Annotated in this window: 8 protein-coding genes; 5 read left to right on the top strand and 3 right to left on the bottom strand. The window is 62.6% G+C overall.

The genetic code is table 11. The features are described from left to right. The first annotated feature begins 145 nt into the window (after positions 1 to 145). Complete coding sequence (locus M8014_RS08055; protein ID WP_271281999.1) at positions 146 to 706, top strand: YceI family protein; 561 nt, start codon at positions 146 to 148, stop codon at positions 704 to 706. Here the strand turns inward: M8014_RS08055 and M8014_RS08050 are convergent. The 3 genes from M8014_RS08050 to M8014_RS08040 are packed head-to-tail and all read right to left on the bottom strand — an operon-like array spanning position 701 to position 2,569. Further along, entirely contained in the window at positions 701 to 1,501 is an 801-nt protein-coding gene (locus tag M8014_RS08050; RefSeq protein ID WP_271281998.1) for an anti-sigma factor family protein, read from the bottom strand. The genes M8014_RS08055 and M8014_RS08050 overlap by 6 nt on opposite strands. Then, positions 1,498 to 2,049 carry a sigma-70 family RNA polymerase sigma factor gene (locus tag M8014_RS08045; protein ID WP_336264611.1) on the bottom strand — a complete coding sequence of 184 codons (552 nt, stop codon included), beginning with the start codon at positions 2,047 to 2,049 and terminating at the stop codon, positions 1,498 to 1,500. Before M8014_RS08045 ends, M8014_RS08050 begins: the two co-directional genes overlap by 4 nt. Beyond that, positions 2,036 to 2,569: a tetratricopeptide repeat protein gene (locus M8014_RS08040; RefSeq protein WP_271281997.1), complete on the bottom strand. Its 534-nt coding sequence runs from the start codon at positions 2,567 to 2,569 to the stop codon at positions 2,036 to 2,038. The genes M8014_RS08045 and M8014_RS08040 overlap by 14 nt, the downstream gene beginning before the upstream one ends. 834 nt (positions 2,570 to 3,403) lie before the next feature. On the opposite strand from M8014_RS08040, the gene M8014_RS08035 reads away from it, so the two are divergent. The 4 genes from M8014_RS08035 to M8014_RS08020 all read left to right on the top strand — a co-directional run bounded on the left by M8014_RS08035 (position 3,404) and on the right by M8014_RS08020 (position 26,781). After that, positions 3,404 to 6,247 (top strand): Ig-like domain-containing protein, encoded by a 2,844-nt coding sequence (locus M8014_RS08035; RefSeq protein WP_271281996.1) that lies wholly within the window; start codon positions 3,404 to 3,406, stop codon positions 6,245 to 6,247. 716 nt (positions 6,248 to 6,963) lie between these two features. Beyond that, the gene (locus tag M8014_RS22950) at positions 6,964 to 23,118 is read left to right on the top strand and encodes a BapA/Bap/LapF family large adhesin (RefSeq protein ID WP_271281995.1); all 16,155 of its coding nucleotides are present in this window, start codon (positions 6,964 to 6,966) and stop codon (positions 23,116 to 23,118) included. 76 nt (positions 23,119 to 23,194) lie between these two features. Further along, on the top strand, positions 23,195 to 24,595 hold the full coding sequence (locus M8014_RS08025) for a TolC family outer membrane protein (RefSeq protein ID WP_271281994.1): 1,401 nt from the start codon (positions 23,195 to 23,197) through the stop codon (positions 24,593 to 24,595). After that, entirely contained in the window at positions 24,592 to 26,781 is a 2,190-nt protein-coding gene (locus tag M8014_RS08020) for a type I secretion system permease/ATPase (protein ID WP_271281993.1), read from the top strand. The genes M8014_RS08025 and M8014_RS08020 overlap by 4 nt, the downstream gene beginning before the upstream one ends. Positions 26,782 to 26,791: the final 10 nt, after the last annotated feature.

Below are 26,791 nucleotides of genomic sequence, written 5' to 3'. Positions count from 1 at the left end.
ACTGTGAACTCACCACAACCCCTGCAATAACAACTCTCTTGCCGACTCCCTGCCACTTTTCTACGCTTACTTCACAGCAACCCACGTCGAATAAACCAGCACCCTCGAACGTTAACGTTTTACCTGTGGTATGGAGAGTCACCCTATGCTGCGCCCTTTTGTCCTGCTGGTCGCGACGCTGTTCTGCCCCCTGGTCCATGCCGTGCCGACCACCTGGACTATCGAGACGGATAAGACGGCCATCCGACTATCATGGCATGCGTTTGGCGGCATTCTGTCGTGGGCGAATCTGAGCGGGGTGACGGGGGCGGTGACGCTCGATCCCGACAATGAATTTGCCGATCGTATCAACGTACAAATCCCGGTCGCCACCCTCAAGGCCTCGAATAACCTGCTCACCTGGCAGCTGAAAAGCGAGATGTTTTTTGATGCGCAGCGCTACCCGCATATCACCTTTACCAGCACCCGGGTGGTAAAGCTCGGGGAGGATCGTTACCGCGCCTTTGGCACCCTTGCGGTCCGGGATCTCACCCGCCCGGTGATCCTTGAGGCCACGCTCGATCGCCAGTCGGCAGGGCCGATCGCCCTGCATGCCACCACCGCCATCTCGCGCGCGGCTTACAAAATGGATCGCTTTGCGCTGGTGGTGGACGATCGGATCGCCATTTCGATCGCCATTAAGGCCAAAACGGCTGTCGCACTATGACAGCGCGGCCTGCAGTTGACGGGCGGTCGCCTGCAGCTGCGCGACCGGAGTGCGGGCAATCAGGACGTACTGATACTGCGGGCTGCGCCACCAGACGATATTCATCCCATAGCGCTGCTCGCTGCTGATGGCACTGCCGCCCCCCTGCTTGTGCGCCGACACGCACAGCGCCATCGGACCGTAGTCGGCATGGTTCCACGCAATCTGGGCAATGGGGGTACTTTCATAGCGCAGAATGCGCACCATCTTCAGCTCACTTCCCGCTAACACCAGCTGGCTTTCCTGCAGCTGCAAACCCATATCCCCGACGAGGCGGGCCAGACCGCGGCGCAGCACCGACGGCGAGCTGTCGACGTCGAGCAGCGTTTCACCGCTGTAGAGCGACATGTAGTGCGCCTCCAGGTCACGAATGCTGGCGTCTTCGTGTAGCGCTTCTATACCGTCGTCCACTCCCGGGCGTGCCAGATACCCGATCCCAACGCCGGTCAGCAGAAACGCCACCGAGGCGGCAATCAGCGCCCGGCGGCTGACCCCCGGCCGCACTGCCACTGCCCCGGCAAGATGGGCATCCAGCCGGGCGAGCATCCGCGCATCAGGCGCCTCATCCAGCAGCGGCGCAAAGGCATGTTGATAGTCCTGATTGCTTTTCATCAGTTCGGCGGTACGCCCGGCGAGGATCTCCTCGCTGCGCAGCAGGCGCGAAAACTGCCGGGCGTCAGCCTCCGTCATTTGCCCGTCCAGCCAGGCCACGATGGCTTCATCGTCATAAGGGGGGGTAAAGCGGAGTGTGTTCATCCCCGTCTCTCCTTGGTGGATAGCGGGGCATCCACTGTTTTTGCCAGTGTGGCCCGCGCACTTGCCAGCCGACTCATCACCGTGCCAATCGGCACTGACAGAGTATCGGCCGCCTCCTGATAGGTAAAACCTTCGACATACACCAGAAAGAGGGTGTTGCGCTGGGCCTCCGGCAGGGCGTTCACCCGGCGCATAATCTGCTGATAGCGCCGGTGATTATCGTCCTGCTCATCGGTATCGGGTGCCTGCAGATCCTCGCTGTCGACAAAACCCTGCCCCATCCGCACGCGCCGTGCGCGCAGATCGGAGATCCAGATCGAATGCAGGATCGCAAACAGCCAGCGGTCGATGCGCGTGCCTGGCGCGTACTGCGCACCCTTTTCGAGCGCGCGAACGCAGGTTGCCTGCACCAGCTCTTCGGCCATCTCGCGATTGCGCGACAGAACCAGCCCATAGCGCCAGAGGCGGGTCAGATGAGCAGCAAGCTGCTGGTGAACGTCGCGGGTGGCGATTTTCAGCTCCTTATGAACAGGTTCAGGATTCAGGATGGCCGTTAATGGCCGCCTGCAAATCCTGGTACTCTTCACAGCCCTGGCCGCAGATGCCCGCAATCGCCTTGAGCTGCTCCCCGGCCAGATCGGGACGGCCTTTTACCATCCAGGCTTCGCCGAGATATTCCCGGGCCTGGGCGTAGTCTGGCTTAAGCGCCAGCGCGCGCTGATAATAGCCAATGCCCTCGTCCGTGCGCCCCAGCTTGCGGGTGGCGTAGCCGCGATAGTTCCACGCCTCGGCGGTGTTGCTGTTTTTCAGGCTATCCAGCAGGTTCAGGGCCGCCTGGTACTCACCTTTTTTCGCCAGGTGGTACGCGTAATGAGTCTTGTCGGTGTCGCTCAGGTTCGCGGACTTATCCGGCACGCATTTCTTGCTCGCGCTGTCATATACCTGGCCGCGGGGGCAGTCCGGCGTGGTCTTATCGGAATTATTATCGCCCAGCGCCAGGGCAGACGGGGACTGTAAAAAGCACAGAAGCAGCGGGATTGCCAGGCGGGCGGTAACGAATTTACGCATGATCGTGACTCCAGGTTAGCAACAGGGAAAATCAATCCGTAAACGCGCGACGGTTTTACTTTATTCGCGAAAATTTATTCTCATCGCACCCCAAGCGAAACCGTAAAAGCCAGGCTATACTGCCGGGCTGTTATTATCCGCCGTATTGAAAACTCATGCCTTTGTCTTATTCTTATTTGGATACAACCTCCCTTACAATAAATAGATAAAGGAAAAAATCATACTTTCGTATTATGCCACTTATCTAAATCACGACTATTCATCGCGTCCTTCGTTATTACAACCTCTGTAACAATAAATATCAGCGTGGGATAATTCGGGAAAAATCCAAACTCATGCCAATAATAAAAAAAGCGTGAATAACCGCTAAGATCTGTGATGATTCTCAATATCCCACCGCCCTGAATAACGACTGCAGCATGCACCCAGCCCGCACAGGACAAGCCCTGACAACCTTTTCGCCTGAGTACGCTCGCCGCGTTAAAGGTGCTAAATATATCCGTTAAACGCTTATGTAAAGTTTACTGACACTTCATTTGCGCTTTTAGTGCTTTCTGGCTATATCAATTTCAGGCCCTAATGAAATGATAGCAATATTAATAACAGGGATTACAGCCCTTACAAATAATCCCGATAACCGTACTCACTGAATCATCCTGAGCCCAGGATCTTTGCCACGTCTGTGCAAGCAGGCAGGCACCGGTCGCCCAAAAATTATTACAGCAGGTCACTATTATTCACACATAGTGCTTCCTTAAGGGTGCTCATTATCTGCTGAGAACAATTGACGTAAATCACACAGCACTTCAATTAACTCTGTTGGGAGTAATACGAATGAGTAAAATTACTGTCATCTCCAGTGTGACGCGCAAAGAAACGGTAACCGAAGGCTCGCAGGTCATCCTGGGCGATGCCTCCGTGGTCAAAATCCAGGCAGGACGCGGCGAGATTTACGGGTATACCCGCAACGGGAACGATCTGCTGGTCAAAATGGCCGACGGCCAGACCCTCACCCTGAAAAACTACTTCGTGAATAGCCACGAGCTGGTGCTGGACGAAAACGGCTCCCTGTGGTGGATTGAAGAGCCGCTGGCGGTGGAGCGTTACCAACAGATCCCGTCAACCGACGCGCTGCTGTCGGGCTCGGTTACCAGCTCGTCCAACGATAACGCCATCTGGCCGTGGGTGTTAGGCGGACTGGCTGCCGCGGGCGGTATTGCGCTGGCCGCCGGGGGCGGCGGCGGCGGGGGTGGCGGTGACGATCGCGTGGATCCGGGCCCGGCCCCGCAGGATACCACCCCACCCGACGCCCCGACCAACCTGCGCTTCTCGGCGGATGCCACTCAGCTGCTGGGTAACGCCGAACCCAACAGCGGCATCACCATCACCGATGCCGACGGCAACGTCATCGGCAAAACCATCACCAATGGCAACGGTGAGTTCACCGTCGAGCTGGGCACGCCTTACACCAACGGCGAGACCCTGACCGCAACGGCAACGGACGGCTCGGGCAACGTCAGTCCCGAAGCCACCATTACCGCCGCCGACACCACCGCACCGGATGCACCCTCAATCATCATCGCCGATGACGACGTGGGCAGCATTACCGGGTCGCTCGCCGACAATCAGACCACCGACGATCCGCGCCCGACCTTCACCGGCAGCGGTGAACCGGGAGCGAAGATCACCATCTATGACAATGGCGTTGCTATTGGTTCCGTGATGGTCAACGCCGACGGCAGCTGGACCTTCACCCCCACCGCCGATCTGAACGATGGCTTCCACCAGCTGACCGCCACCGCCACCGACCCGGCCGGTAACGTCGGTCCGGAGTCGCCGGTGTTCTCTATCACCATTGATACCCTCGCGCCGAACCCGCCTGCCGTGCAGGTAATCGACAACGAGGGCACCACGCAAGGGATCATCGCCGCCGGGGCATTTATTGATGCCGACCAGCCCGAGCTGACCGGCACCGGAGAAGTGGGTAGCACCATCGCCATTTACGACAACGGTGAACTGCTGGCCGAAGTCGAGGTGGCGGCCAACGGCACCTGGAGCTTTACCCCCACCGAGCCGCTGGCGGAGGGCGTCCACTCCCTGACCCTGACCGAAACCGATCTGGCTGGTAACACCAGCGCGCTGTCTGCGCCCTTTGCGTTTACGGTCGATCTCACCGCCCCGGCGGCACCGACCGTCACGCTTAACGCCGACGGCACCCAGATAACCGGCACCGCTGAACCGAACGCTACCGTCAGCGTAAGCAACAGCCTGGGCGAAGATCTGGGCACCATCAAAGCGGACGCTAACGGCGCGTATACCCTTGTCCTGAGCGCCGCGCAGATCGACGGTCAGACCCTGAACGTGGTCGCCGAGGATGCGGCGGGTAACCAGAGCGCCCCGGGCAGCGTCGTTGCCCCGGATCTCACCCCACCGGATGCGCCAACGGAACTGGTGGTGGCGCAGAACGGGGGTACCCTCACGGGGGTGGCCGAAATCGGCGCCAGAATTGCCGTGATGTCAGCCACCGGCGAGGTGTTGGGCAGCGGCACCGTGGGTGAGGATGGTAAGTTCTCTGTCTACCTTGCCCAGCGCCAGGTCAACGGCGAAACGCTGGACGTATTCGCCTGGGATCCCTCAGAGAACAAAAGTCTGCCCGGCAAAGCAGGCGCCTTTGACACCACCGCACCGGTGCGTCCTGACAACCTTGCGCTCTCTGGCGATGGTCTGACGGTCACCGGCGTTGCCGAGCCCGGCAGTACCGTCATCATTCGTGAGGGCACCGTCGAGGTGGGTCGCGTGGTCGCCGGCGACAACGGCAGCTTCTCGGTAGTGTTCCCGCAGCCGAAAAAGAACGGGGAAGAGATGCTGTTCACCGCCACCGACAAGGCGGGCAACATCAGCCCGGAAAGCATGCTGACCGCCCCGGATACCACCCCACCGGCCAAACCGATCATTACCGACGTGATCGATGACGTGCTGGAGGGGCTGGGCACCATTCACAGCGGCGACATCACCAACGACCGCGCCCCGCTGATTGTCGGCACCGGCGAAGCGGGTACCAAAATCTTTATCTACAGCGGTCAGGATCAGATCGGTTTCACCGAGGTGGGCGTTGACGGTAACTGGTCATTCCAGGTAAATGCCCATATGACGAATGGCGTCCATGACCTGACGGCCGATGCCGTCGACAGACGCGGCAACCACAGTGAACTCTCCGATATCTGGACGATTAACGTCGATCCCGCCTCCCCTGGCATCCCTGGCACTCCGGTGGAAACTCCGGTAGAAACGCCGCAGCTGGCGACGCTGGCAAGCGTTGAACCGCTGGCAGTGGAGAGCCTTACCCACAGCGACAGCGGCGAGACCGTGATCTATCACGTACTGGATAACCAGGTGGGCAACGCCACGGCGGGCAACAGCGGCAGCGACCACCTGAGCGACTTCTCGCTGGCGGACGGGGATAAAATTGATATCAGCGAACTGCTGGTCGGCTGGGACGGGGATCGCGCGACGCTGGGGAACTATATCCAGGTTTCTGGCAGCGACGGCAACACCCTGATCTCCATCGATCGGGATGGCGCAGGAACCAGCTACGCCCCTACCCCGCTGGTGACGCTGGATGATGTGCAGACCACCTATGAGGAATTGGTCTCACAAAATCATATTGTTACCGGTTAATGGCAATAAACAGGCCCGGGCATTTTTACCCGGGCTTTATCCGCTTATTATTTTTCTCACTTTTGAATAATAAAAAAATAAAATCACTCCATCTGGACTTATTTAACACCTGACACCTTTAGCCTATTTCCCGGCGAATTCAACCCATGCATAACATTAATAAATAAACGCAACAAATATATCATATTCAATATCTTCTTCATCCCTGCTTAATTCATTAAACAGCTACGCTAACATTCAAACAATGTGACCATCACGATATTTAGATTTATCCCTGCCTCTGACCCCGCGTATGACACATCAGCAAAAAGCCCGTCACACAAGGGCTTAACAGCCAAAAAACCTTAAACCCCCTTATTTTATCCGACGTGCGAAACGTTATTTTAAGTTCAACTTACCTTTTATTTACCGTCACTTAATTTGCGCTTTTGCGACTTTCTGGCTATATCAGAATTAGTCAATAATGAATTAATACTATTAATGAGATCAGGGGTTTCACTGCCAATAAACAATTAACGCCGCATGCTTTTCTGAGCAAAAAAGTTTTTTTTAAAAAATGCCACCCCCTTTCGCGCGGGCAGGCATCGTTCGTCCTGAATTTATTGCCCCTGGTCACTGTTGACTGCCAATAGTTTTCCGCGGGACGCGCTTAATCTGCACAAATAAATGGTCTGCACGATGCGCCATTTCGTTGCACTCTGATGGGAGTCATACCGATGAGCAAAATCACAGTCATCTCTAAACTGACGCACAAGGAAACGGTAACAGAGGGGTCGCTGGTCACGCTGAACGACGCCTCTGTGGTTAAGATCCATGCAGGACGGGCCGATATTGCCGGGTATGAGCGCGTGAATAATGACCTGATTGTCAGGCTCAATTCCGGTGAAACCATTACGCTCAAAAACTTCTACGCTAACGGCGCCAACGGCATCAGCCAGCTGGTGCTGGAAGAGAACAACGGCGCACTGTGGTGGATTGCCGATCCGCTGGCGGTGGAGCATTACCAGTCCATCGCCTCTCTTGACGTCCTGCTGGCAGGAACCGCCGCAACATCCTCCGGCGAGTTTGCCGCCTGGCCGTGGGTGGTCGGCGGGCTGGCCGTCGCAGGCGGCATTGCGCTGGCCGCAGGCGGTGGCGGTGGCGGGGGCGGTAGCGATGGCGATAACAACGTCGGCAACCCGAATCCCGTCCCGCCCGATACCACCCCGCCCGGTGCCCCCGGCAACCTGCGCTTCTCCGCAGACGGACAGCAACTTTCCGGTACCGCCGAAGCCAACAGCCTGATAACCATTACCGATGCCAACGGTAACGTCGTCGGCCAGGGCAGAACCAACGGCAACGGCGAATTCACCGTTGATCTCGGTACCCCGCACAACAACGGGGAAACCCTGACCGTAACGCCTACCGACGGCGCGGGCAACGTCGGGCCAGGTACCAGCGTCACCGCACCGGACACGACTGCGCCGGGTGCGCCACTGATTGCCACTGCCAGCGATGATGCAGGCAGCGTTACCGGAGCGCTTGCCAGCGGCCAGACCACTGATGATACCCGCCCGAGCTTCACCGGCACCGGCGAGCCCGGCGCGACCATCACCGTATACGATAACGGCGTCGCTATCGGCACCACTCTGGTGAACAGCGACGGCAGCTGGGCATTCACCCCGGGCAGCGATCTCAGTGAAGGCGTCCACGCCATCACCACCCGTGCCACCGACCGCGCGGGCAACGTGGGTCCGGAATCCGCCAGCTTCGTTCTGACGATTGATACCACCGCCCCGAATGCCCCGTCGGGCGTCACGGTCAATGACACCACCGGCACGGTGCTGGGCCCGGTCGCGGCAGGCACCACCACCGACGCCACCCAGCCGGAGCTGAGCGGGCGCGGCGAAGCGGGCAGCACCATCACCCTGTATGACAACGGCCAGGTGGTCGGCCAAACCACCGTCGACGCCGACGGCAACTGGCGCTTTACCCCGAGCAATCCGCTGGCGGAAGGCCCGCACGCGATCACCCTGACCGAGACCGATCTGGCGGGTAACACCAGCGCCCCGTCGGCAGCCTTTGAGTTTGTGGTCGATCGCACCCCGCCAAATCAGCCGACCCTGGAAATCAACGAAGCAGGCACCGAAATCACCGGCCGCGCCGAGCCGGGCAGTACCCTGGTTATCACCAACAACGACGGCGTTGTTGTGGGTAACGGCGTGGCGGATGCCGACGGCAACGTTAGGATCCCGCTCAACCAAATCCAGAACGACGGCCAGATCCTGAGCGTGGTGGCCACCGATGCGGCGGGCAACGCGAGTATTCCGGCCACCGTCGTGGCCCCGGATGCCACCCCGCCTGACACCACTGCGCCCCTCGCCCCAACCGACCTGCTGATCGCTGAAAACGGCGCCATCCTCAGCGGTAAAGCCGAACCGGGCAGCACCGTTACCGTGCGCGTGGGTGACAGCATCGTCGGGCAAGGCACTGCCACCGACAGCGGCGACTTCTCGATCACCCTCAACACGCCGAAGCTGAACGGTGAAGTTCTCTCGGTCACCGCCACCGACGCAGCGCAGAATACCAGCCAGCCAGCCACCATTACTGCCTCTGACACGACCCCGCCTGCGGTGCCGGTCATTACCCACATCGTCGACGACGTGGAAGGCATTACCGGCAACATCAGTAACGGACAGGTCACCAACGACACCACGCCGGTTGTCCACGGCACCGGCGAGCCTGGCTCAACCATTTTCATCTACAACGGTACGGTGCAGGTGGGCTTTGCCGAGGTGGATCAGGACGGCAACTGGGAAGCTGAGCTGCTGCTGATCGATAACGGCGGCTATGTCCTGACCGCCGAAGCGGTCGACCGTTACGATAACCACAGCACGCCGTCTAACAGCTGGACCATCATCATCGATGCCTCCGCCCCGGATGCCCCGGCGATTAACCAGGCGATCAACGATCGGCCTGAGATCCCTGTCGCCATCGACAACAACGGCGTCACCAATGATAACCGCCCAACCCTGTTCGGCTCGGGGGAAGTGGGCGCCACGATCAGCATTCGCGTGGATGGCAGCGAAATTGGCACCGCGCTGGTAGGCCCGGGCGGTGAGTGGAGCTTTACCCCAACCCAGGACATTGCCGACGGCACGCACGCCATCACCGCCGTAGCAACGGATGCCGCCGGAAACATCGGTACCGAGTCCGGGGCCTTTAACATCACCATTAACACCGTGGTGCCCACCGCCCCCACCATCGCTTACGCCGAGGATAATACCGGCAGCATTCAGGGGAATGTCACCAGCAACGTACCGACAGACGAAACCCGCCCGGTGCTGCACGGTACCGGCCCGGCGAATGCCCTGATCAGCATTTACGACGGCACCACCCTGCTCGGCACCGCGACCACCGACGCCAGCGGGGCGTGGAATTTAGCCCTCACCACCCCGCTGGTTAACGGCACCCACGCCCTGACCGCCACGGTCAGCGATGCGGCGGGCAACGTTGCCACCTCGGGCACCTTCAATCTGGTGGTGGATACCACCGCCCCAGGCATACCGGGCCTGCCGACCGTGACCGTCAACCCGGACGGTGAGCCGGGCGTGGTGCTCAAATCCGGGGACAGCACCCGGGACACCACCCCAACCTTAAGCGGCACCGGCACCGCCGGGGATATCGTCACCCTTTACAACGGCAACGACAAGCTCGGTGAAACCACCATTCAGCCGGACGGAAAATGGAGCTGGACGCCAGACCCGGCGCTGGGCGGTGGCACCTACGAACTGAGCTTAACCGTCAGCGACAAAGACGGCGCGGGCAACGAGAGCGCCCCGTCCCAGCCGGTGACCATCACCATCGATACCCTGGCCCCGGATCGGCCCGACATCCCGCTCGTGGTAGATAACGTCAGCGATATCACCGGCCCGGTCGGCAATAACGGCGCCACCAACGACACCCGTCCGGTGCTGAGCGGCACCGGCGCGCCGGATGACGTGATCAGCATCTACGACCAGACCCCAACCGGGGGCAATGAAAAAGTCGGCGAAGTGATTGTCGACGTGAACGGCAACTGGAGCTGGCGTCCGGAAACCGCGCTGGATGAGGGCTCCCACAGCTTTACCGTCACCGCCACCGATAAGGCCGGGAACATTTCCCAGGTCTCGGAGAGCATCACCGTCACCGTCGACAGCCTGGTACCGGAGATCCCGGTTATCACCAGCGTGGACGATAATATCGGCCCGGTCACTGGCACCATCGACCCGGGCAGCAGCACCAACAACACCACCCCGACCATCACCGGCAGCGGCGAAACGGGCACCACGGTGATCCTCTACAACAACGGGGTCGAAGTGGGCCGTGCCGAGGTTATCAACGGCAACTGGACCATCACCTCCTCCGCCCTGAAAGAGGGCCCGGCCAACCTGACCGTGGCGGCGATAGATGCCGCCGGTAACGTCAGCGAGGCGGGCAGCGACTTTGCCTTCAACGTCGATACCGTGCCACCGGCGATCCCGCAGATCCTTGCCATTTCCGACAGCACCCTGGCGAACGGCACCCTGTACACCAACAGCGGCCTGCCGACCATCAGCGGCACCAGCGATCCAGGCAGCACCGTGTCGGTGTATGTTGACGGCGACTACCGCGGGCAGGTGCAGGCCAACGATCAGGGACAGTGGGAACTGTCTCTCGCCGAGGGCACTGTCCTGAGCAATACCCCGCACAGCATTACGGCGGTGGCCAGCGATGCAGCGGGCAACACCAGCGGCAGCACACCGGTCAACGTCACCGTTGATACGCTGCCGCCGGATACACCGGACGTTACCAACATCACCAGCGGCGGCACCCCGCTTAACGGCACCGCCGAGCCGGGTTCCACCATCACCGTGCGCGCCCCGAATGGCGACGTGCTGGGCACCGGCATCACCAATGCCCAGGGCCAGTTCGCCGTCGCCCTGACGCCGCCGCAAAGCGATGCGGTAACCCTGAGCGTGACCGCCAGCGACGTAGCCGGTAACACCAGCGATCCGATTACCTTTAACGTGCCTGCGACCCCAGCCCTGCCTGACGTTCCGGTGATCCTCGCCATTATCGACGGCAACGGCACTGAAGACGTTAACGTCAAAGGCCTCAGCTCCAACGACGCCACTCCGGTCATCAGCGGGACGGCGATCCCGGGCAGCCTGGTGACGCTGTATCTGGACGGCAGCCCTCTCCCGGGGGGTACCGTGTTTGCCGATGCCACCACCGGCGCATGGTCAATTCCGGTTCTCGTACCGCTGGGTGAAGGCAGCCACAGCTTTAGCGCCACCGCCAGCGTCAACGATGGCCTGCAGACCAGCGGCCAGTCGCCGGGTGCGACGGTGATTATCGACCTGACCGCGCCAGACGCTCCGGTTCTCGGTAGCGTGGTGGATGACGTCGGTACCGTCGTAGGCGCGCTTATCAACGGCCAGCGCACCAACGATACTCAGCCAACGCTCTCCGGCAACGCCACGCCGGGCGACACCATTAACATCTACGCCAATGACACCCTGCTGGGCAGCGTGCAGGTCAGCAACACCGGGGCCTGGAACTTTACCCTGCCGCAGGCGCTGGTCGATGGCACGTATACCTTGACCCTCAGCGCCACCGATCCGGCCGGGAACGAGGGCGATCGCTCCTCGCCGTTCACGCTTAACATCGACACCGTCTCCACCACGCCGGTGATTACGGGCGCGCTGGATAACGCCGATCCGGTCACCGGCACCATCGCCAGCGGCGGCAGCACCAACGACAACACCCCAACCCTGTCCGGCACCGCCGAAGCCAACAGCAGCGTGGCGATCTACGAAGGCAGCAAACTACTGGGCACCGTGACCGCCGGGGAAACCGGGATCTGGAGCTTTACCCCAACCAGCGTGCTGGCCGAGGGACAGCACGACTTTACCGTTATCGCCACCGACACGGCGGGCAACGTCAGCGCGCCGTCTGGTGCCTATACGGTGGTGGTCGATATGACCCCGCCAGCCATACCGGTAGTGGTCTCGGTCCGGGATGACGTCCCGGGCAGCACCGGCCTGCTGACCAGCGGGCAGATCACCAACGATACCCGTCCGGAACTGACCGGCACCGGGGTGGCAGGCTCCACCATCCATATTCTGGATAACGGCACCGAGATCGGCACCGTAGTGGTCAGCGAAACGGGGAGCTGGAGCTTTACTCCGACCGCTGACCTGAGCGAAGGACGCCACGATTTGCGGGTCAGCGCCAGCGATCCGGCGGGCAACCTGTCAGGCACCTCGCCAGCCTTCACGATCAGCGTTGACACCACGCCGCCACCGGCTCCGGTGGTCCTCACCGTGGTCGACGATGTCGGCACGATTACCGGAACCCTGGTCAGCGGCGATGTCACCAACGATGCCCGCCCAACCTTCACCGGCAGCGGCGAAGTGGGCGCGACGATCCGCATCTTCAGCGATGGCACCGAGATTGGCAGCGCGGTGGTGAACGCCGCCGGGAGCTGGACCTTTACGCCGGACAATCCGCTGGCCGAGGGCGCACGTACCCTCACCTTTAGCGCCACCGACACCGCGGGCAACAGCACCCCGGCAGGCGGGGCTATCACGCTGACGGTCGACACCCTCGCTCCAGCCGCGCCGTCGATTGCGACAGCCGCAGATAACGTCGGGCCGATCCAGACCCCGCTCGCCAGCGGCCAGGTCACTGACGACACGACCCCGACGCTCTCCGGCACTACCGACCCGAACGCCACGGTCACCATTTTCGATAACGGCATCTTCGCCGGTACCGCAGTGGCCAACGAATCCGGTAGCTGGAGCTATACGCCTGGCACAGCGCTCAGCAACGGCAGCCACACCTTTACCGCCAGCACGCGGGATGAGGCGGGCAACCTCAGCGAGACCTCTTCCGGCTTTACGCTGATTGTCGATACCCTGAAACCGACCGCCCCGCTGATCGCCCTGGCCTACGATGACGTCGGCACGATTACCGGGCCACTCTCCAGCGGCCAGACCACCAACGACACCCTGCCGACGCTCACCGGCACCGGCGAGCCGAATGCCACCATTCAGATTTTTGAGGGCGAGACCCTGCTGGGCAGCGGCACGGCGGATAGCCTGGGCAACTGGTCGGTGACCCTCACCGTGCCGCTGAATAACGCGTCACACAACCTCACCGCCGTGGCGACCGATGCGGCGGGCAACGCCAGCGATGCGTCGACGCCGTTCATCCTGACGGTGGACACCCTGCCGCCAGCGGTACCCGTGCTGCTGGCCGTGACCGACGACGTCGGGACGGTTACCGCGCTGACTGACGGGCAACAGACCAACGACGCCACCCCGACGCTTAACGGCACCGGAGAGGCGGGCGCGACGGTCAGCATTTACGACGGCACCACCCTGCTGGGCACCGCGCGGGTCGGGGATAACAACGCCTGGACCTTCACCCCGACCGTGCCGCTGGGCAACGGGGAACACGTTTTGACGGTGATTGCCACCGATGCGGCCGGGAACGCCAGCGACCCAACCGACGCCTTTACGATTAACGTCGACGCCACGCCGCCAGCGGCACCGGCCATCACCTTGATCGTCGATGACACTGGCCTGGTGCAGGGCCCGGTCACTAACGGCAATCCGACCAACGACACCCGACCGACCCTGAGCGGCACCGCCGAGGCCAACGCGGTGGTGCGCATTTACGACGGCACTACCCTGGTGGGCGAAGTCACCGCCAGCGAGACCGGGGAATGGACCCTCGCCCAGACCACCATCGCGCTGATTGATGGCCAGCATAACTTTACCGCCACCGCCACCGACCCGGCGGGCAACACCAGCCTGCCGTCGCCGGTGACCGCCATTACCGTGGACACCCTCGCCCCGGACGCACCGAACAGCTTTACGGTGATCAACACCGGCACCACCCTCACCGGCCGGGCCGAAGTGGGCAGCACCGTCACCGTCTATAACGGCAATACGGTGATTGGTACCGCCGTGGTACGCGACAGCGGCGACTTCTCCGTCGCCCTCAATCCGCCAATGCGTAACGGGGAGTCACTGATGGTGACCGCCACCGACAAAGCGGGCAATACCGGGCTGGAAGGCACCCTGACCGCCCCGGACACTACCCCACCTGCCGTGCCGGTCATCACCGAGGTGCTGGACAACGTCAGCCCGGGGATTGGCATTATCGGCAGCGGAACGCTCACCAACGATGCCACACCGCTTATCCGCGGCACCGGCGAGCCTAACATCACCCTTAATCTCTACAGCGGCGACGTGCTGGTCGGCACCACCACCAGCAGCGCGCAAGGCACCTGGGAGATCCAGCTGGCCACCCCGCTGCCTGACGGTGGCCACGTTCTCACCGCGCATGCCGTGGACGGCAACAGCAACGCCAGCGCCGCCTCCAACGGCTGGACGATTATTGTCGACGGCACCGCCCCGGATGCCCCGGCCATCAACCAGGTGATCAACGATCTCTCCGGCACGGCGGTGGAAGTCGCCAACAACGGCGCGACCAACGACAACCGTCCAACCCTGTACGGTACCGGGGAACCGGGGGCGACCATCAGCATTCGGGTGGACGGTGAAGAAGTGGGCACCGCGCTGGTCGGCACTGGCGGAGCATGGACCTTTACGCCAGAAGAGGCACTTGACGACGGGCTGCACGCCATCACCGTGGTGGCAACGGATACCGCCGGGAACAGCGGAGCCGAATCAGCCGCCTTTAACGTCACCATCAATACTGTGCTGCCAGATGCCCCCACCATCACCTACGCCGAGGACAATACCGGCAGCATCCAGGAGGATGTCACCAGCGGTGTGGCGACCGACGAAACCCGTCCGGTGCTGCACGGCACCGGTCCGGCCAATGCACAGATCAGCATTTATGACGGCACTACCCTGCTGGGCATCGCCAACACCGATGCCCTGGGCGCGTGGAATTTAGCCCTGGTGACCCCGCTCGGTAACGGCACGCACGCTCTGACCGCAACGGTCACCGATAGCGCGGGCAACGTCGGCACCTCACTCACCTTTAACCTGGTGGTGGATACCGTGGCACCGCTGACCCCGGCGGTACCGACGGTCAGCGTCAACCCGGATGGCGATCCGGGCGCGACCCTGCCGTCCGGGAGCAGCACCCGCGACACCAGCCCGACCCTCACCGGCAGCGGGACCGCCGGGGATATCGTCTCGATTTATGACGGCGTGGACAAAATTGGCGAAACCACCATCCAGCCGGGTGGGGGCTGGAGCTGGACGCCAGACCCGGCGCTGGAGCCGGGCACTTACACCCTCAGCTTAACCGTCACCTACACAGACGGCGCAGGCAACGAGAGCGCCCCGTCGCAGCCGGTGGTGATCACCATTGACACCGACGCGCCTGACGCACCGGATCTGCCGCTGCTGACCGATAACGTCAGCGACATCACCGGGCCAATCGACAATAACGGGGCTACCAACGACACCCGTCCGGTGCTGAGCGGCACCGGCACCCCGGATGACGTGATCGCCATCTTCGACAACACGCTGGAGAATGGCAACGTCCAGGTGGGCGAAGTGGTGGTCGACATCAACGGCAACTGGACCTGGCGTTCCGAAACCCCACTGAGCGAGGGCGAGCATACCTTCACCACCACCGCCACCGATCCGGCGGGCAATACCTCGCGGGTCTCTGACAGCCTGACCGTCACCGTCGACAGCATCGTGCCGGACATTCCTGTGATCGTCAGCGCCGATGACAACACGGCGCCGGGCATCGGCAACATCGCCGCCGGCAGCAGCACCAATGACAGCACGCCGGCGATCAGCGGTACCGGCGAGAGCGGCACCACGGTGATCCTCTACAGTAACGGCGTCGAAGTGGGACGCGGGCTGGTGGTTGACGGCGAATGGACCATTACCACCAGCGCGCTCAAAGACGGCCCGGTCAACCTGACCGTGGCAGCGATGGACGCGGCGGGTAACGTCAGCGAGGCGGGGAGCGACTTTGCCTTTATCGTCGATACCGTCCCACCGGCTATCCCGCAGATCCTCGCCATCTCCGACAGCACCCTGGCGAACGGTAACCTCTACACCAACAGCGGCACGCCTGTCATCAGCGGCACCAGCGATCCGAACAGTTTCGTGCGGGTCTTTATCGACGGCAACGATCAGGGCGTGGTACAGGCCAACGGCCAGGGGCAATGGACGCTGACCCTGCCTGACGGCACCGTGCTGAGCAATACCACGCACACCGTCACCGCGCAGGCCGCCGATGCGGCGGGCAACACCAGCAACAGCGCCCCGGTCAGCGTGATCGTCGATACGCTGGCACCGGATGCGCCGACGGTCACCAACATCGTGTCGGGTGGTACGCCGCTCAACGGTACCGCCGAGCCGGGCTCCACCATTACGGTGCGCGCCCCGAACGGCGACGTGCTGGGCACCGGCGTGACTAACGGTACGGGGCAGTTCTCCGTCGCCCTGACGCCGCCGCAAAGCGATGCGGTGACGCTGAGCGTCACGGCGAGCGACGTGGCGGGTAACGCCAGCGAACCGTCGAGCTTCAACGTGCCATCAACCCCGGCTCTGCCTGCAGTACCCACCATCGACGCCATTTTTGATGACGTGGGCAATGCCGCCACCAACGTGAAAGGCCTCAGCTCCAACGACGCCACGCCAACCCTCAGCGGGACGGCGATCCCGGGCAGCCTGGTGACTCTGTATCTGGACGGCAGCACCACGCCGCTGGGTACCGTCACCGCTGATGCCACCACCGGGGCATGGACCTTCCCGGTGGGCGGCGCGCTGAGTGAAACCAGCCACAGCTTTACCGCCACCGCCACCGTTGGCGGCCAGACCAGCGGCCAGTCGCCTGGGGCGACGGTCACCATCGACCTGACCCCGCCAGCGGCCCCGGCCTTTGGCAGCGTGGTGGACGACGTGGGCACGGTCAGCGGTTCGGTGACCAGCGGTACACCGACCAACGACCCGCTGCCAACCCTGAACGGCACGGCCACGCCGGGGGATACGATCAACATCTACTCCGGTGACACCCTGCTCGCCAGCGTTCCGGTGGGCACTACCGGGGCCTGGAGCTATACCCCAACCCAGCCGCTGACCGATGGCACCTACACCCTGACCCTCAGCGCCACCGATCCGGCCGGGAACGAGAGCCTGCGCTCGCCGTCGTTCTCGCTGGTGGTGGATACCGTCTCTCTGGCACCGGTCATTACCGGCGCGGACGATAACGTCGGGCCGGTCACCGGCAACGTTACCAGCGGCGGTAGCACCAATGACAACACCCCGACCCTGTCCGGCACCGCCGAAGCCAACAGCAGCGTGGCCATCTATGAAGGCACAAAACTGCTGGGCACCGTGACCGCCAGTGGAACCGGGGCCTGGAGCTTTACCCCAACCGTGGTGCTGGCGGAAGGCACTCACACCTTCACCGCCATCGCCACCGACCCGGCGGGCAACGTTAGCCCAGCCTCCGGCGCCTACAGCCTGACAGTGGACATGACCCCGCCAGCCACTCCGGTGATTGTCAGCATCAACGACGACGTCGCGGGCAGCACCGGATTGCTGGTCAGCGGGCAGATCACCAACGATGCCCGTCCGGAACTGACCGGGACCGGCGTAGCGGGCTCGACCATCCATATTCTGGATAACGGCAACGAGATCGGCACGGTGGTGGTCGGTGAAACCGGGAGCTGGAGCTTTACTCCAACCGTTAACCTGGCCGAAGGGGCGCACGATCTGCGCGTCAGCGCCACCGACGCGGCAGGCAACCTGTCGGGCACCTCTCCGGCCTTCCCGATTATTGTCGATACCGTGGCACCGTTGACGCCGACCGTCCTCACCGTGGTCGACGATGTGGGCACCCTTACCGGGACGCTGGCCAGCGGGGATGTGACCAACGACGCCCGTCCGACCTTCACCGGCAGCGGTGAAGTGGGGGCCACGGTGCGCATCTTCAACGACGGCACAGAGATTGGCAGCGCGGTGGTGAATGCCGCCGGGAGCTGGACCTTCACCCCAACCGATCCGCTGGCCGACGGCCTGCGCACCCTTACCTTTAACGCCACCGACACCGCAGGCAATACCGGTCCGACGGGCGGGACCTTTACTCTGACGGTCGACACCGTCGCCCCAGCCGCGCCGACAATTGTGTCGGCCGCCGATAACGTGGGCCCGATTCAGACCACGATCACCGTCTCCGGCCAGGTCACCGACGACGCCACGCCGGGCTTGTCCGGTAAGGCGGATGCCGGTGCCACGGTGGTGATTTACGACAACGGCGCGGTGGCAGGCACCGTACTGGCCAACGGCTCAGGCGACTGGACCTTTGTGCCGGGCACGGCGCTGGCGAACGGCAGCCATACCTTTACCGCCAGCACCCGTGATGCGGCGGGCAACCTCAGCGAGGCCTCTGCGGGCTTCACCCTGATTGTCGACACCCTGAAACCGCTCGCCCCAACCATCGCCCTCGCCTTTGATGACGTAGGCACCATTACCGGACCGCTGACGACTGGCCAGAGCACCAACGACGCCCTGCCGGTGTTCACGGGCACAAGTGAGCCAAACGCGACGGTGCAGATCTTCGAAGGCACCACCCTGCTGGGCACCGCCACGGCGAACGACAGCGGCGCCTGGTCGATCGCTCTGACGACCCCGCTAAGTAATGCCTCGCACAGCCTCACCGCCGTGGCGACGGATGCGGCGGGCAACGCCAGCGATCCGTCCGTGCCGTTCACCCTGACGGTAGATACCCTGCCGCCAGCGGTGCCGGTGCTTGCCACAGTCACCGATGATGTAGGTACCCTGGTGCAGCTTACCAACGGCCAGTTGACCAACGATGCCCGTCCGACCCTCAACGGCACGGCGGAAGCGGGGTCGACGGTGAGCATTTACGACGGCGCGACCCTGCTGGGCACCGCGCTGGTGGCGGCCAATAACAGCTGGACCTTTACCCCAACCACCGCGCTGGACAACGGGCTGCATACCCTGACGGTGACGGCCACCGACGCGGTGGGCAACGTCAGCGGCGCGACCAGCGGCTTTACCATTAACGTCGATGCCACACCGCCAGCGGCTCCGGTGATCACTTCAATCGTCGATGACGTCGGCTCAATTACCGGCCCGGTGATTAACGGCAACCCAACCAACGACACCCGTCCAACCCTCAACGGCACCGCCGAAGCTAACGCGGTAGTGCGCATTTACGACGGCGCGAATCTGGTCGGCCAGGTCACTGCAGGCCCAACCGGCCAGTGGACTCTGCCGCAGACCACCATCGCGCTGAGTGACGGGGTGCATAACTTCACCGCCACCGCCACCGATGCGGCGGGCAACACCGGTCCGGCGTCGCCAATCACCAGCATTACCGTGGACACCATCGCCCCAGGGACCCCGGGCGGCTTCACGGTGCTGAACAGCGGCGGCCAGGTCAACGGCACTGCCGAAGCGGGCAGCACGGTGACCATTCTGGGCACCGACGGCGTGACCGTGCTGGGCAGCGGCGCGGCAGACGGCAGCGGACGCTTCAGCATCACCCTTTCCACCCCGCAGGTGAACGCGGAGCTGCTGCACGTGTATGCCACCGACAAAGCCGGTAACGTTGGCCTGACGGTGGATCTGCCGATGCCGTACTCGCTGGTGCCAACCCCACCGGTGATCACCAGCGTCAGCGATAACGTCGGCAGCATCATTGGCCTGCTGACCAGCGGGCAGAGCACGGATGACACCACGCCAACCCTGACCGGGACCGCGCAGCCGTTCTCCACCATCACCCTGTATGACAACACCACCCTGCTGGCGACCGTCACCACCAACAGCGCCGGGGTCTGGACTTATACGCCGACCACGCCGCTGGCGAACGGCCCGCACGCCTTTACCGCCACCGCGGGCAATGCGGTCGGCACCAGTACGCCAGTCCCGCTCAGCACGGTGATTGTCGATACCGTGGCGCCGGGCACGCCGGTCGGAACCTTTAACGCCGACGGCAGTGTCCTGAGCGGCACCGCCGAAGCCAACAGCACCGTCACCCTGCTGCTGAGCGATAACAGCGTGGTCACCACCACCGCCAACGCCCAGGGGGGCTGGAGCTACACCTTCCTCGACAAGCAGTCTGAAGGGGAGCGGGTGCGGGTGTCGGCCACCGATGCGGCGGGTAACACCTCCGCGCCGGGAACGATAGTGGCTCCGAATCTGCCGCTGTCTGCCAGCGATAATGTGGTGGAGCTGGCGCTGACCACCACCGCCACCACCAGCACCGCCCAGTACAGCGACTTTGGCGTCCAGCTGGTCGGCGGCGTGGGGAACGTGCTGTCGCTGCTGGGGGATAACTCCGCCCAGGTCACCTTCAGCGTGCCGGACGGCGGCAGCGCCGATATGCAGATCAACGCCAGCGCAACGGGGATTGTGCTGTCACTGCTCAACACTCTGGAGGTGATAGTTCAGCGCTGGAACGGCACCACCTGGACCACCGAAGTGGATACCGGTCTGCCGCAGTTTGCCAATCTGCTGACGCTGGGGGCCAGCGGCGTGACGCTGAACCTGTCTGGTGTGCCAGGCGGGCAGTATCGGGTGCTGAGTTACAACAGCAACCTGCTGGCGACCGGGTCGTACACCAGCCTCGACGTGGACGTCACCCAGACCACCGCGGGCGTCCTCACCGGGGCGCTGGTGAAACAGGGCAACGTCATCACCGACACCGACCCGACCAGCGGCAGCGACAGTGCGCCTAACGGCACCCTGGTCACCAGCATCACCAACGCCAACAACGTGACGGTGAACGTGGTACAGGGCCCGGCGGGCACCACCATCAACGGGCTGTACGGCACCCTGAATCTGCACGCTGACGGGAGCTACACCTACACCCTGACCAACACCAGCGCCTCGGTGCTGGGCCGGACCGAAACCTTCACCTACAACATTGCGGGCGGCAATGCCTCGGACAGCGCGCGGCTGGTGATTTCGCTGGGGGCGAACACGGTGACCAACAGCGTCACGGCGATTGACGACACCGACGCCCTGACCTTCAACACCACCGTGCAGGCCATCGACAACGGCACCTCGAGCCAGAGCGGCTTTAGCGTGGTGGCGGTGAATCTGGGCAACGTGCTGAACCTCAACCTGCTGGACGATCGCAGCGAGACCATGAAGTACAGCGTGGCGGAAGGCACCACCCGCACCATGACCATCCAGTCCACCGTCGGCGGCGTGGCGCTGGCATCGGTGTTTGACCTGTATATCTACAAGTTCAACCCGGCGACCCAGAGCTACGAGCGGATGCGCACCGAGGCAGGCTGGCTGCGTGCACCGCTGCTGGGCGGCACGTCAGGCAAGCTGACCCTGACCCTGGCGGCGGGGGACTACATGTTCCTGCTGAACACGGTTTCGGGGATCACCGCCCTGACCGGTTACACGCTCAACGTACTGGAGGACCATGTCTATACCGTCTCCAGCACCACGGCGGCGACCGACGGCAACGTGCTGACCGATGACATCGTGCCAGCCGGCACGCTGGTCACCCAGGTGAACGGCGTGGACGTGGCGGCTACCGGCAACACCCGCATCGACGGACTGTACGGTACGCTGCTGATTAACGCCCAGGGGGAATACACCTATACCCTGCGGGCGGGCGTCGGTGCCGACCATGTCAGCACCCCGGACAGCTTTATCTATACCGTAACCGCGCCGAACGGGGATAAGGACACCGCCTCGCTCAACATCACCCCAACGCCGCAGGCGCTGGATGCGGTCAACGACATCAGCCAGGCGATGAGCGTGGATGTCACGCCGCAGGTGGCACCTTATAGCGATACGTCAGTGGGTACGGTGACGTGGAATGCCGCCCTGCTGGCCTCGACCACCTCGGCCCGAGCCAGCGGCGAATTTGTGGTAGGAGCCAACACGGCGCTGCACGACGTCGTACTCCACTTCAATATCACCTCAGTGCTGGCGCTGGGTGGCCTGAGCGTGAACTGGACCATCACGGGACCCGGCGTGACCCGGTCCGGCGTCTTCCCTGGCAACCTGCTGCTGGGCTCTGCGGGTTCCGTTAACTTGACCGGGCTGGATCTCGATGCCGGGACCTACACCCTGAGCTTTACCGGCTCCATGGGGCCGCTGGGGTTAGGCGCGATCACCATCACCCCTTACATTACCGGTACGACCCTGTACCTCAACAATGAGCTCACCACCGCCGGGCACACCGTCGCGGGCAATATCTACGACGGCACTGACTCGCAGGGGGTCGCGGACCAGCTGCATTCGGTCGACAGCCGCCTGAGCATCACCGGCTTCGACAACACCGTCACCACCCTGGATCCGTATACCACCGCCAACGCCACGGCGACCATTCAGGGGCATTACGGCACGCTGAAAATCGGTGTTGACGGGGCCTACACCTACACCCTGAACAGCGGCGTTTCACTGGCCTCAATGACCAGCAAAGAGACCTTCACCTACAAACTGACGGGAGATAACGGCCAGACCGATACCGCCACGCTGACCATCAACATGGCGCCGAAAATCACCAGTACCGAGCACAGCGATACCTTCACCGGCAGCGCCTATGGCGATACCCTGATTTACGAGGTGCTCAACAACACGGCAGGCAACGGGACGGCGGGTAACGGCGGCAACGACCACTGGACCAACTTCTCACTCACACAAGGAGACAAGATTGACATCAGCGATCTGCTGGTGGGCTGGAACGGACAAGCCGCTACGCTGGGTAACTATCTGCACGTCACCAACACTAATGGCAATACCGTGATCGCTATCGACCGAGACGGTGTAGCAAATACTTACACCAATACTACACTTGTCACATTGGATGGCGTTCAGACCACCTACGACGAACTGGTCAACCAGAATCATATTATTACCAGCTAATGCCCATAATAAGCCCCGGGCGCACGTCGCCCGGGCTTAACATTATAAAGTTGTTACGTTTTGTTAGGGATAATCTATGAATAAAGTGCCTTGCTGGTGGCTTGGGTGCTGCCTGTTTTCCATGCAGGTTCTGGCCGCAGATTCACCCGCGGTAATTAACTTTGGTCAACTGAGCGAAGACCAGGAACTCCCCTCTTTGAACGGACGCGTCGCCCTGCCGACAAACCAGGCCGCGCCCGGCACCCTGACCCTGAGCGATGCCGTCACCCGTGCCGTTAACTGGCACCCGACCATTCGCGAAGCGGTGGGAAAACTCTACGAACAGATCCAACAGGTCGACGTCGCCAAATCAAAATACTATCCGCAGATCAGCGCCGGAATAGACAACCGCTACAGCAACTCCTCCAGTGATACCGGCTTTACCCCCTCGGTGGTGCTCTCTCTGTCGCAGATGCTGTATGACTTTGGCAAGGTGGCAAGCCAGGTGCGCGCCGAAAACGCCGGCGTGGCCCAGCAGCAGGCCAACGTGCTGGTGAGTATCGACACCATTGCGCTGGATACCGCCACCGCAATGGTGCAGGTGCAGACAGGGCAGCAGATGGTCGATACCGCCGAAGAACAGCTGGCGGCGTTAAGTAAAATCGGCACCCTGACCCGCCAGCGCAACGATGAAGGGGCCACCTCGCTTTCCGACGTGGTGCAGACCGACGCCCGTATCGAAGGGGCGCGCTCGCAGCTGATGCAGTATCGGGCGAGCCTCGACAGCGCCCGCGCCACGCTGATGAGCAACCTCGGCTGGAGCAACCTGAATGACGTCAGCAACGCCTTCCCGGAGAAACTGGCCCGCAGCTGCGAGGTGGGCGAACCGGACGATCGGCTGGTGCCGGCGGTGTTAGCCTCCTGGGCGCAGGCGGGTGTCGCGCAGGCCAACCTCGATTACGCCAACGCCCAGATGACCCCGACCGTCTCGCTGGATCCAGAGGTGCGCCACTACATGAACAATCGCTACGCCGGGCACGACACGCTGGATAAAACCCAGTACTCGGTGGGGGTGAACGTGCAGATGCCCATTTACCAGGGCGGCGGCCTGAGCGCCCGGCGCAACGCCGCCGGACACGCGGTGGAGGCGGCCCAGTCCAACATTCAGCGCACCCGGCTCGACGTGCGCCAGAAGCTGCTCGAGTCCCGCAGCCAGGTGATGAGCCTGATGAGCACCCTGCAGATCCAGTCCCGCCAGGAGACGCTGAGCCAGCGCACCCGGGAACTCTATCAGCAGCAGTATCTCGATCTCGGTTCCCGCCCTCTGCTGGACGTGCTGAACGCCGAGCAGGAGGTCTTCCAGACCCGTTTTACCCAGTGGCAAACCGCCGGACAGCTGCACCAGCTCCAGCTTAACTGCCTGTATAACACCGGCCGCCTGCGTAACGCTTTCGACCTTGAGAACCGCACCATTCAGTCCGTGGAGATCCAGCCATGATGCGAGACGATATCCTGCAGGAGGACGCACTGACGCAAGAGGCGCTGGAGCACTGGGCCCAGGCGTTTGGCTATGTCGCCACCCGTTACCGTGTGGCCTGCTCCCCCGGGGCGCTGGTCGCCAGCGCCCCCTGGCTGCAGGGCAAAACCAAAATCCCGGCGCTGACCGGGCTGGCCCGCGATGCCGGACTGTCGTTCAGGGTGCTGAACAACGGCCAGGAGGCGATCAACAGCTGGCGGCTGCCGGTGGTGGTGGAACTTAACGACGGCAAAATCGGGGTAATTGAGCACTTCGACGGGGAAGACACCCTCGACGTCTGCTTCTTTGACGACAAGGCCCAGACCAACCGCATCTCGCTGGCGGGGCTGCTGCCCGCCATTCATCAGGTGGTGGCCCTGCGCCCGCTGGCGGCGCTGAAAGACAGCCGCGTTGATGCCTATATTTCCAAATACCGCCCGGACTGGCTGTACCGGCTGGTGATGCGCGATCTGCGCCCGTACGGCTGGGTGATGCTGGCGGCGCTGTTCATCAACCTGCTGTCGCTGGCCGGGATTCTGTTCTCGATGCAGGTGTATGACCGGGTGATCCCCGCCCAGTCCTACCCTACGCTGTACGTGCTGACCATTGGCGTGCTGATCGCCACCCTGTTTGGCTTTATCCTGCGCCTCGCCCGCTGCCATATTATGGATTTGCTGGGTAAACGCGCCGACCTGCGCGTCTCGGACAGGGTCTTCGGCCATGCCCTGCGTCTGCGCAACAGCGCGGTGCCGCGCTCCACCGGCAGCTTTATTTCCCAGCTGCGCGAGCTGGAGCAGATCCGCGAGATGGTCACCTCGTCCACCATCTCCACCATCGTCGACCTGCCCTTCTTCTTCCTGTTCGTGGTGGTGCTGGCGATCATTGCCCCGTCACTGGCGTGGATCGCCCCGGTGGCTGCGGTGCTGATGGTGCTGCCGGGCCTGCTGCTGCAGAAAAAGCTGGCGGTGCTGGCGAAGCAGTCAGCCCATGAATCAACCCTGCGCAACGCGGTGCTGGTCGAGAGCGTGCAGGGGCTGGAGGACATTAAGCTGATGCAGGCGGAGAACCGTTTTCTGCAGCAGTGGAACAGCTACATTCAGATCACCGCCGAGTCGGGCCTGAAGACCCGCGAGCTGACCCAGGGCTTAATCAGCTGGGGGATGACTATTCAGAGCCTGGTGTACGCCGCGGTGATCGTGGTGGGTGCGCCGATGGTGATCGAAGGCGAGATGACCACCGGTGCGGTGGTGGCCGCCTCGATGCTGGCCTCAAGGATGATCGCCCCGATGGCGACCCTCTGCGGCGTGCTGGCGCGCTGGCAGCAGGTGAAGGCCGCCAAAGAGGGGCTGGACAACATTATGCAGCTCCCGACCGAGAACCAGCGGGAAGAGACGCCGATCCGCCGGGACGTGCTGCGCGGCCACTATCTGTTTGAGCAGGCGCAGTTTGCCTACGCGGGCGACGTGCAGAACCCGGCCCTGCGCATCAACCGGCTGGAGATCAAGCCCGGCGAGCGTGTCGCCCTGCTGGGCCGCAACGGCGCGGGCAAATCGACCCTGCTGCAGGCGATGGTGGGCGGGATGGATCTGACCGGAGGCGAACTGCGTCTCGACGGCCTGAGCCTGCCGCATCTCGACATGGCGGACGTGCGCCGCAACGTGGGCCTGATGAGCCAGAACGCGCGGCTGTTTTACGGCACCCTGCGCGAGAACATCACCCTCGGGATGCCGCGCGCCACCGACGAGGAAATCTTTGCCGTGCTGGAAATGTGCGGCGCGGCGAGTTTTGTGCAGAAGCTGGCGAAGGGGCTGGATCACCCGATCATGGAGAACGGCGTCGGACTCTCCGGCGGCCAGCGCCAGTCGATTTTGCTGGCACGCATGTTCCTGCGCGATCCGAATATCGTCCTGCTGGATGAACCCACCGCCTCACTGGATGAACACACCGAGCGCGAATTTATCCAGCGTCTCGGCCAGTGGCTGGGCAACCGGACGCTGATTGTCGCCACCCACCGGGTGCCGATGCTGGAGCTGGTCGAACGGGTGGTGGTGCTGAAAGAGGGGATGCTGGTGATGGATGCGCCGAAGGCGCAGGCGCTGAACAACAGCCGGATGGCGCAACAGCAGGCGAATGGACGGGAGTGGAAAAATGAAAACCAATCAGCATGATGCCGCCGCG

It is taken from the genome of Silvania hatchlandensis (assembly GCF_025564065.1).
Lineage (GTDB): Bacteria > Pseudomonadota > Gammaproteobacteria > Enterobacterales > Enterobacteriaceae > Enterobacter > Enterobacter hatchlandensis.
Note: the sequence above shows the minus strand (reverse complement) of the source record. Positions and strands in the feature narration are given on the sequence as shown.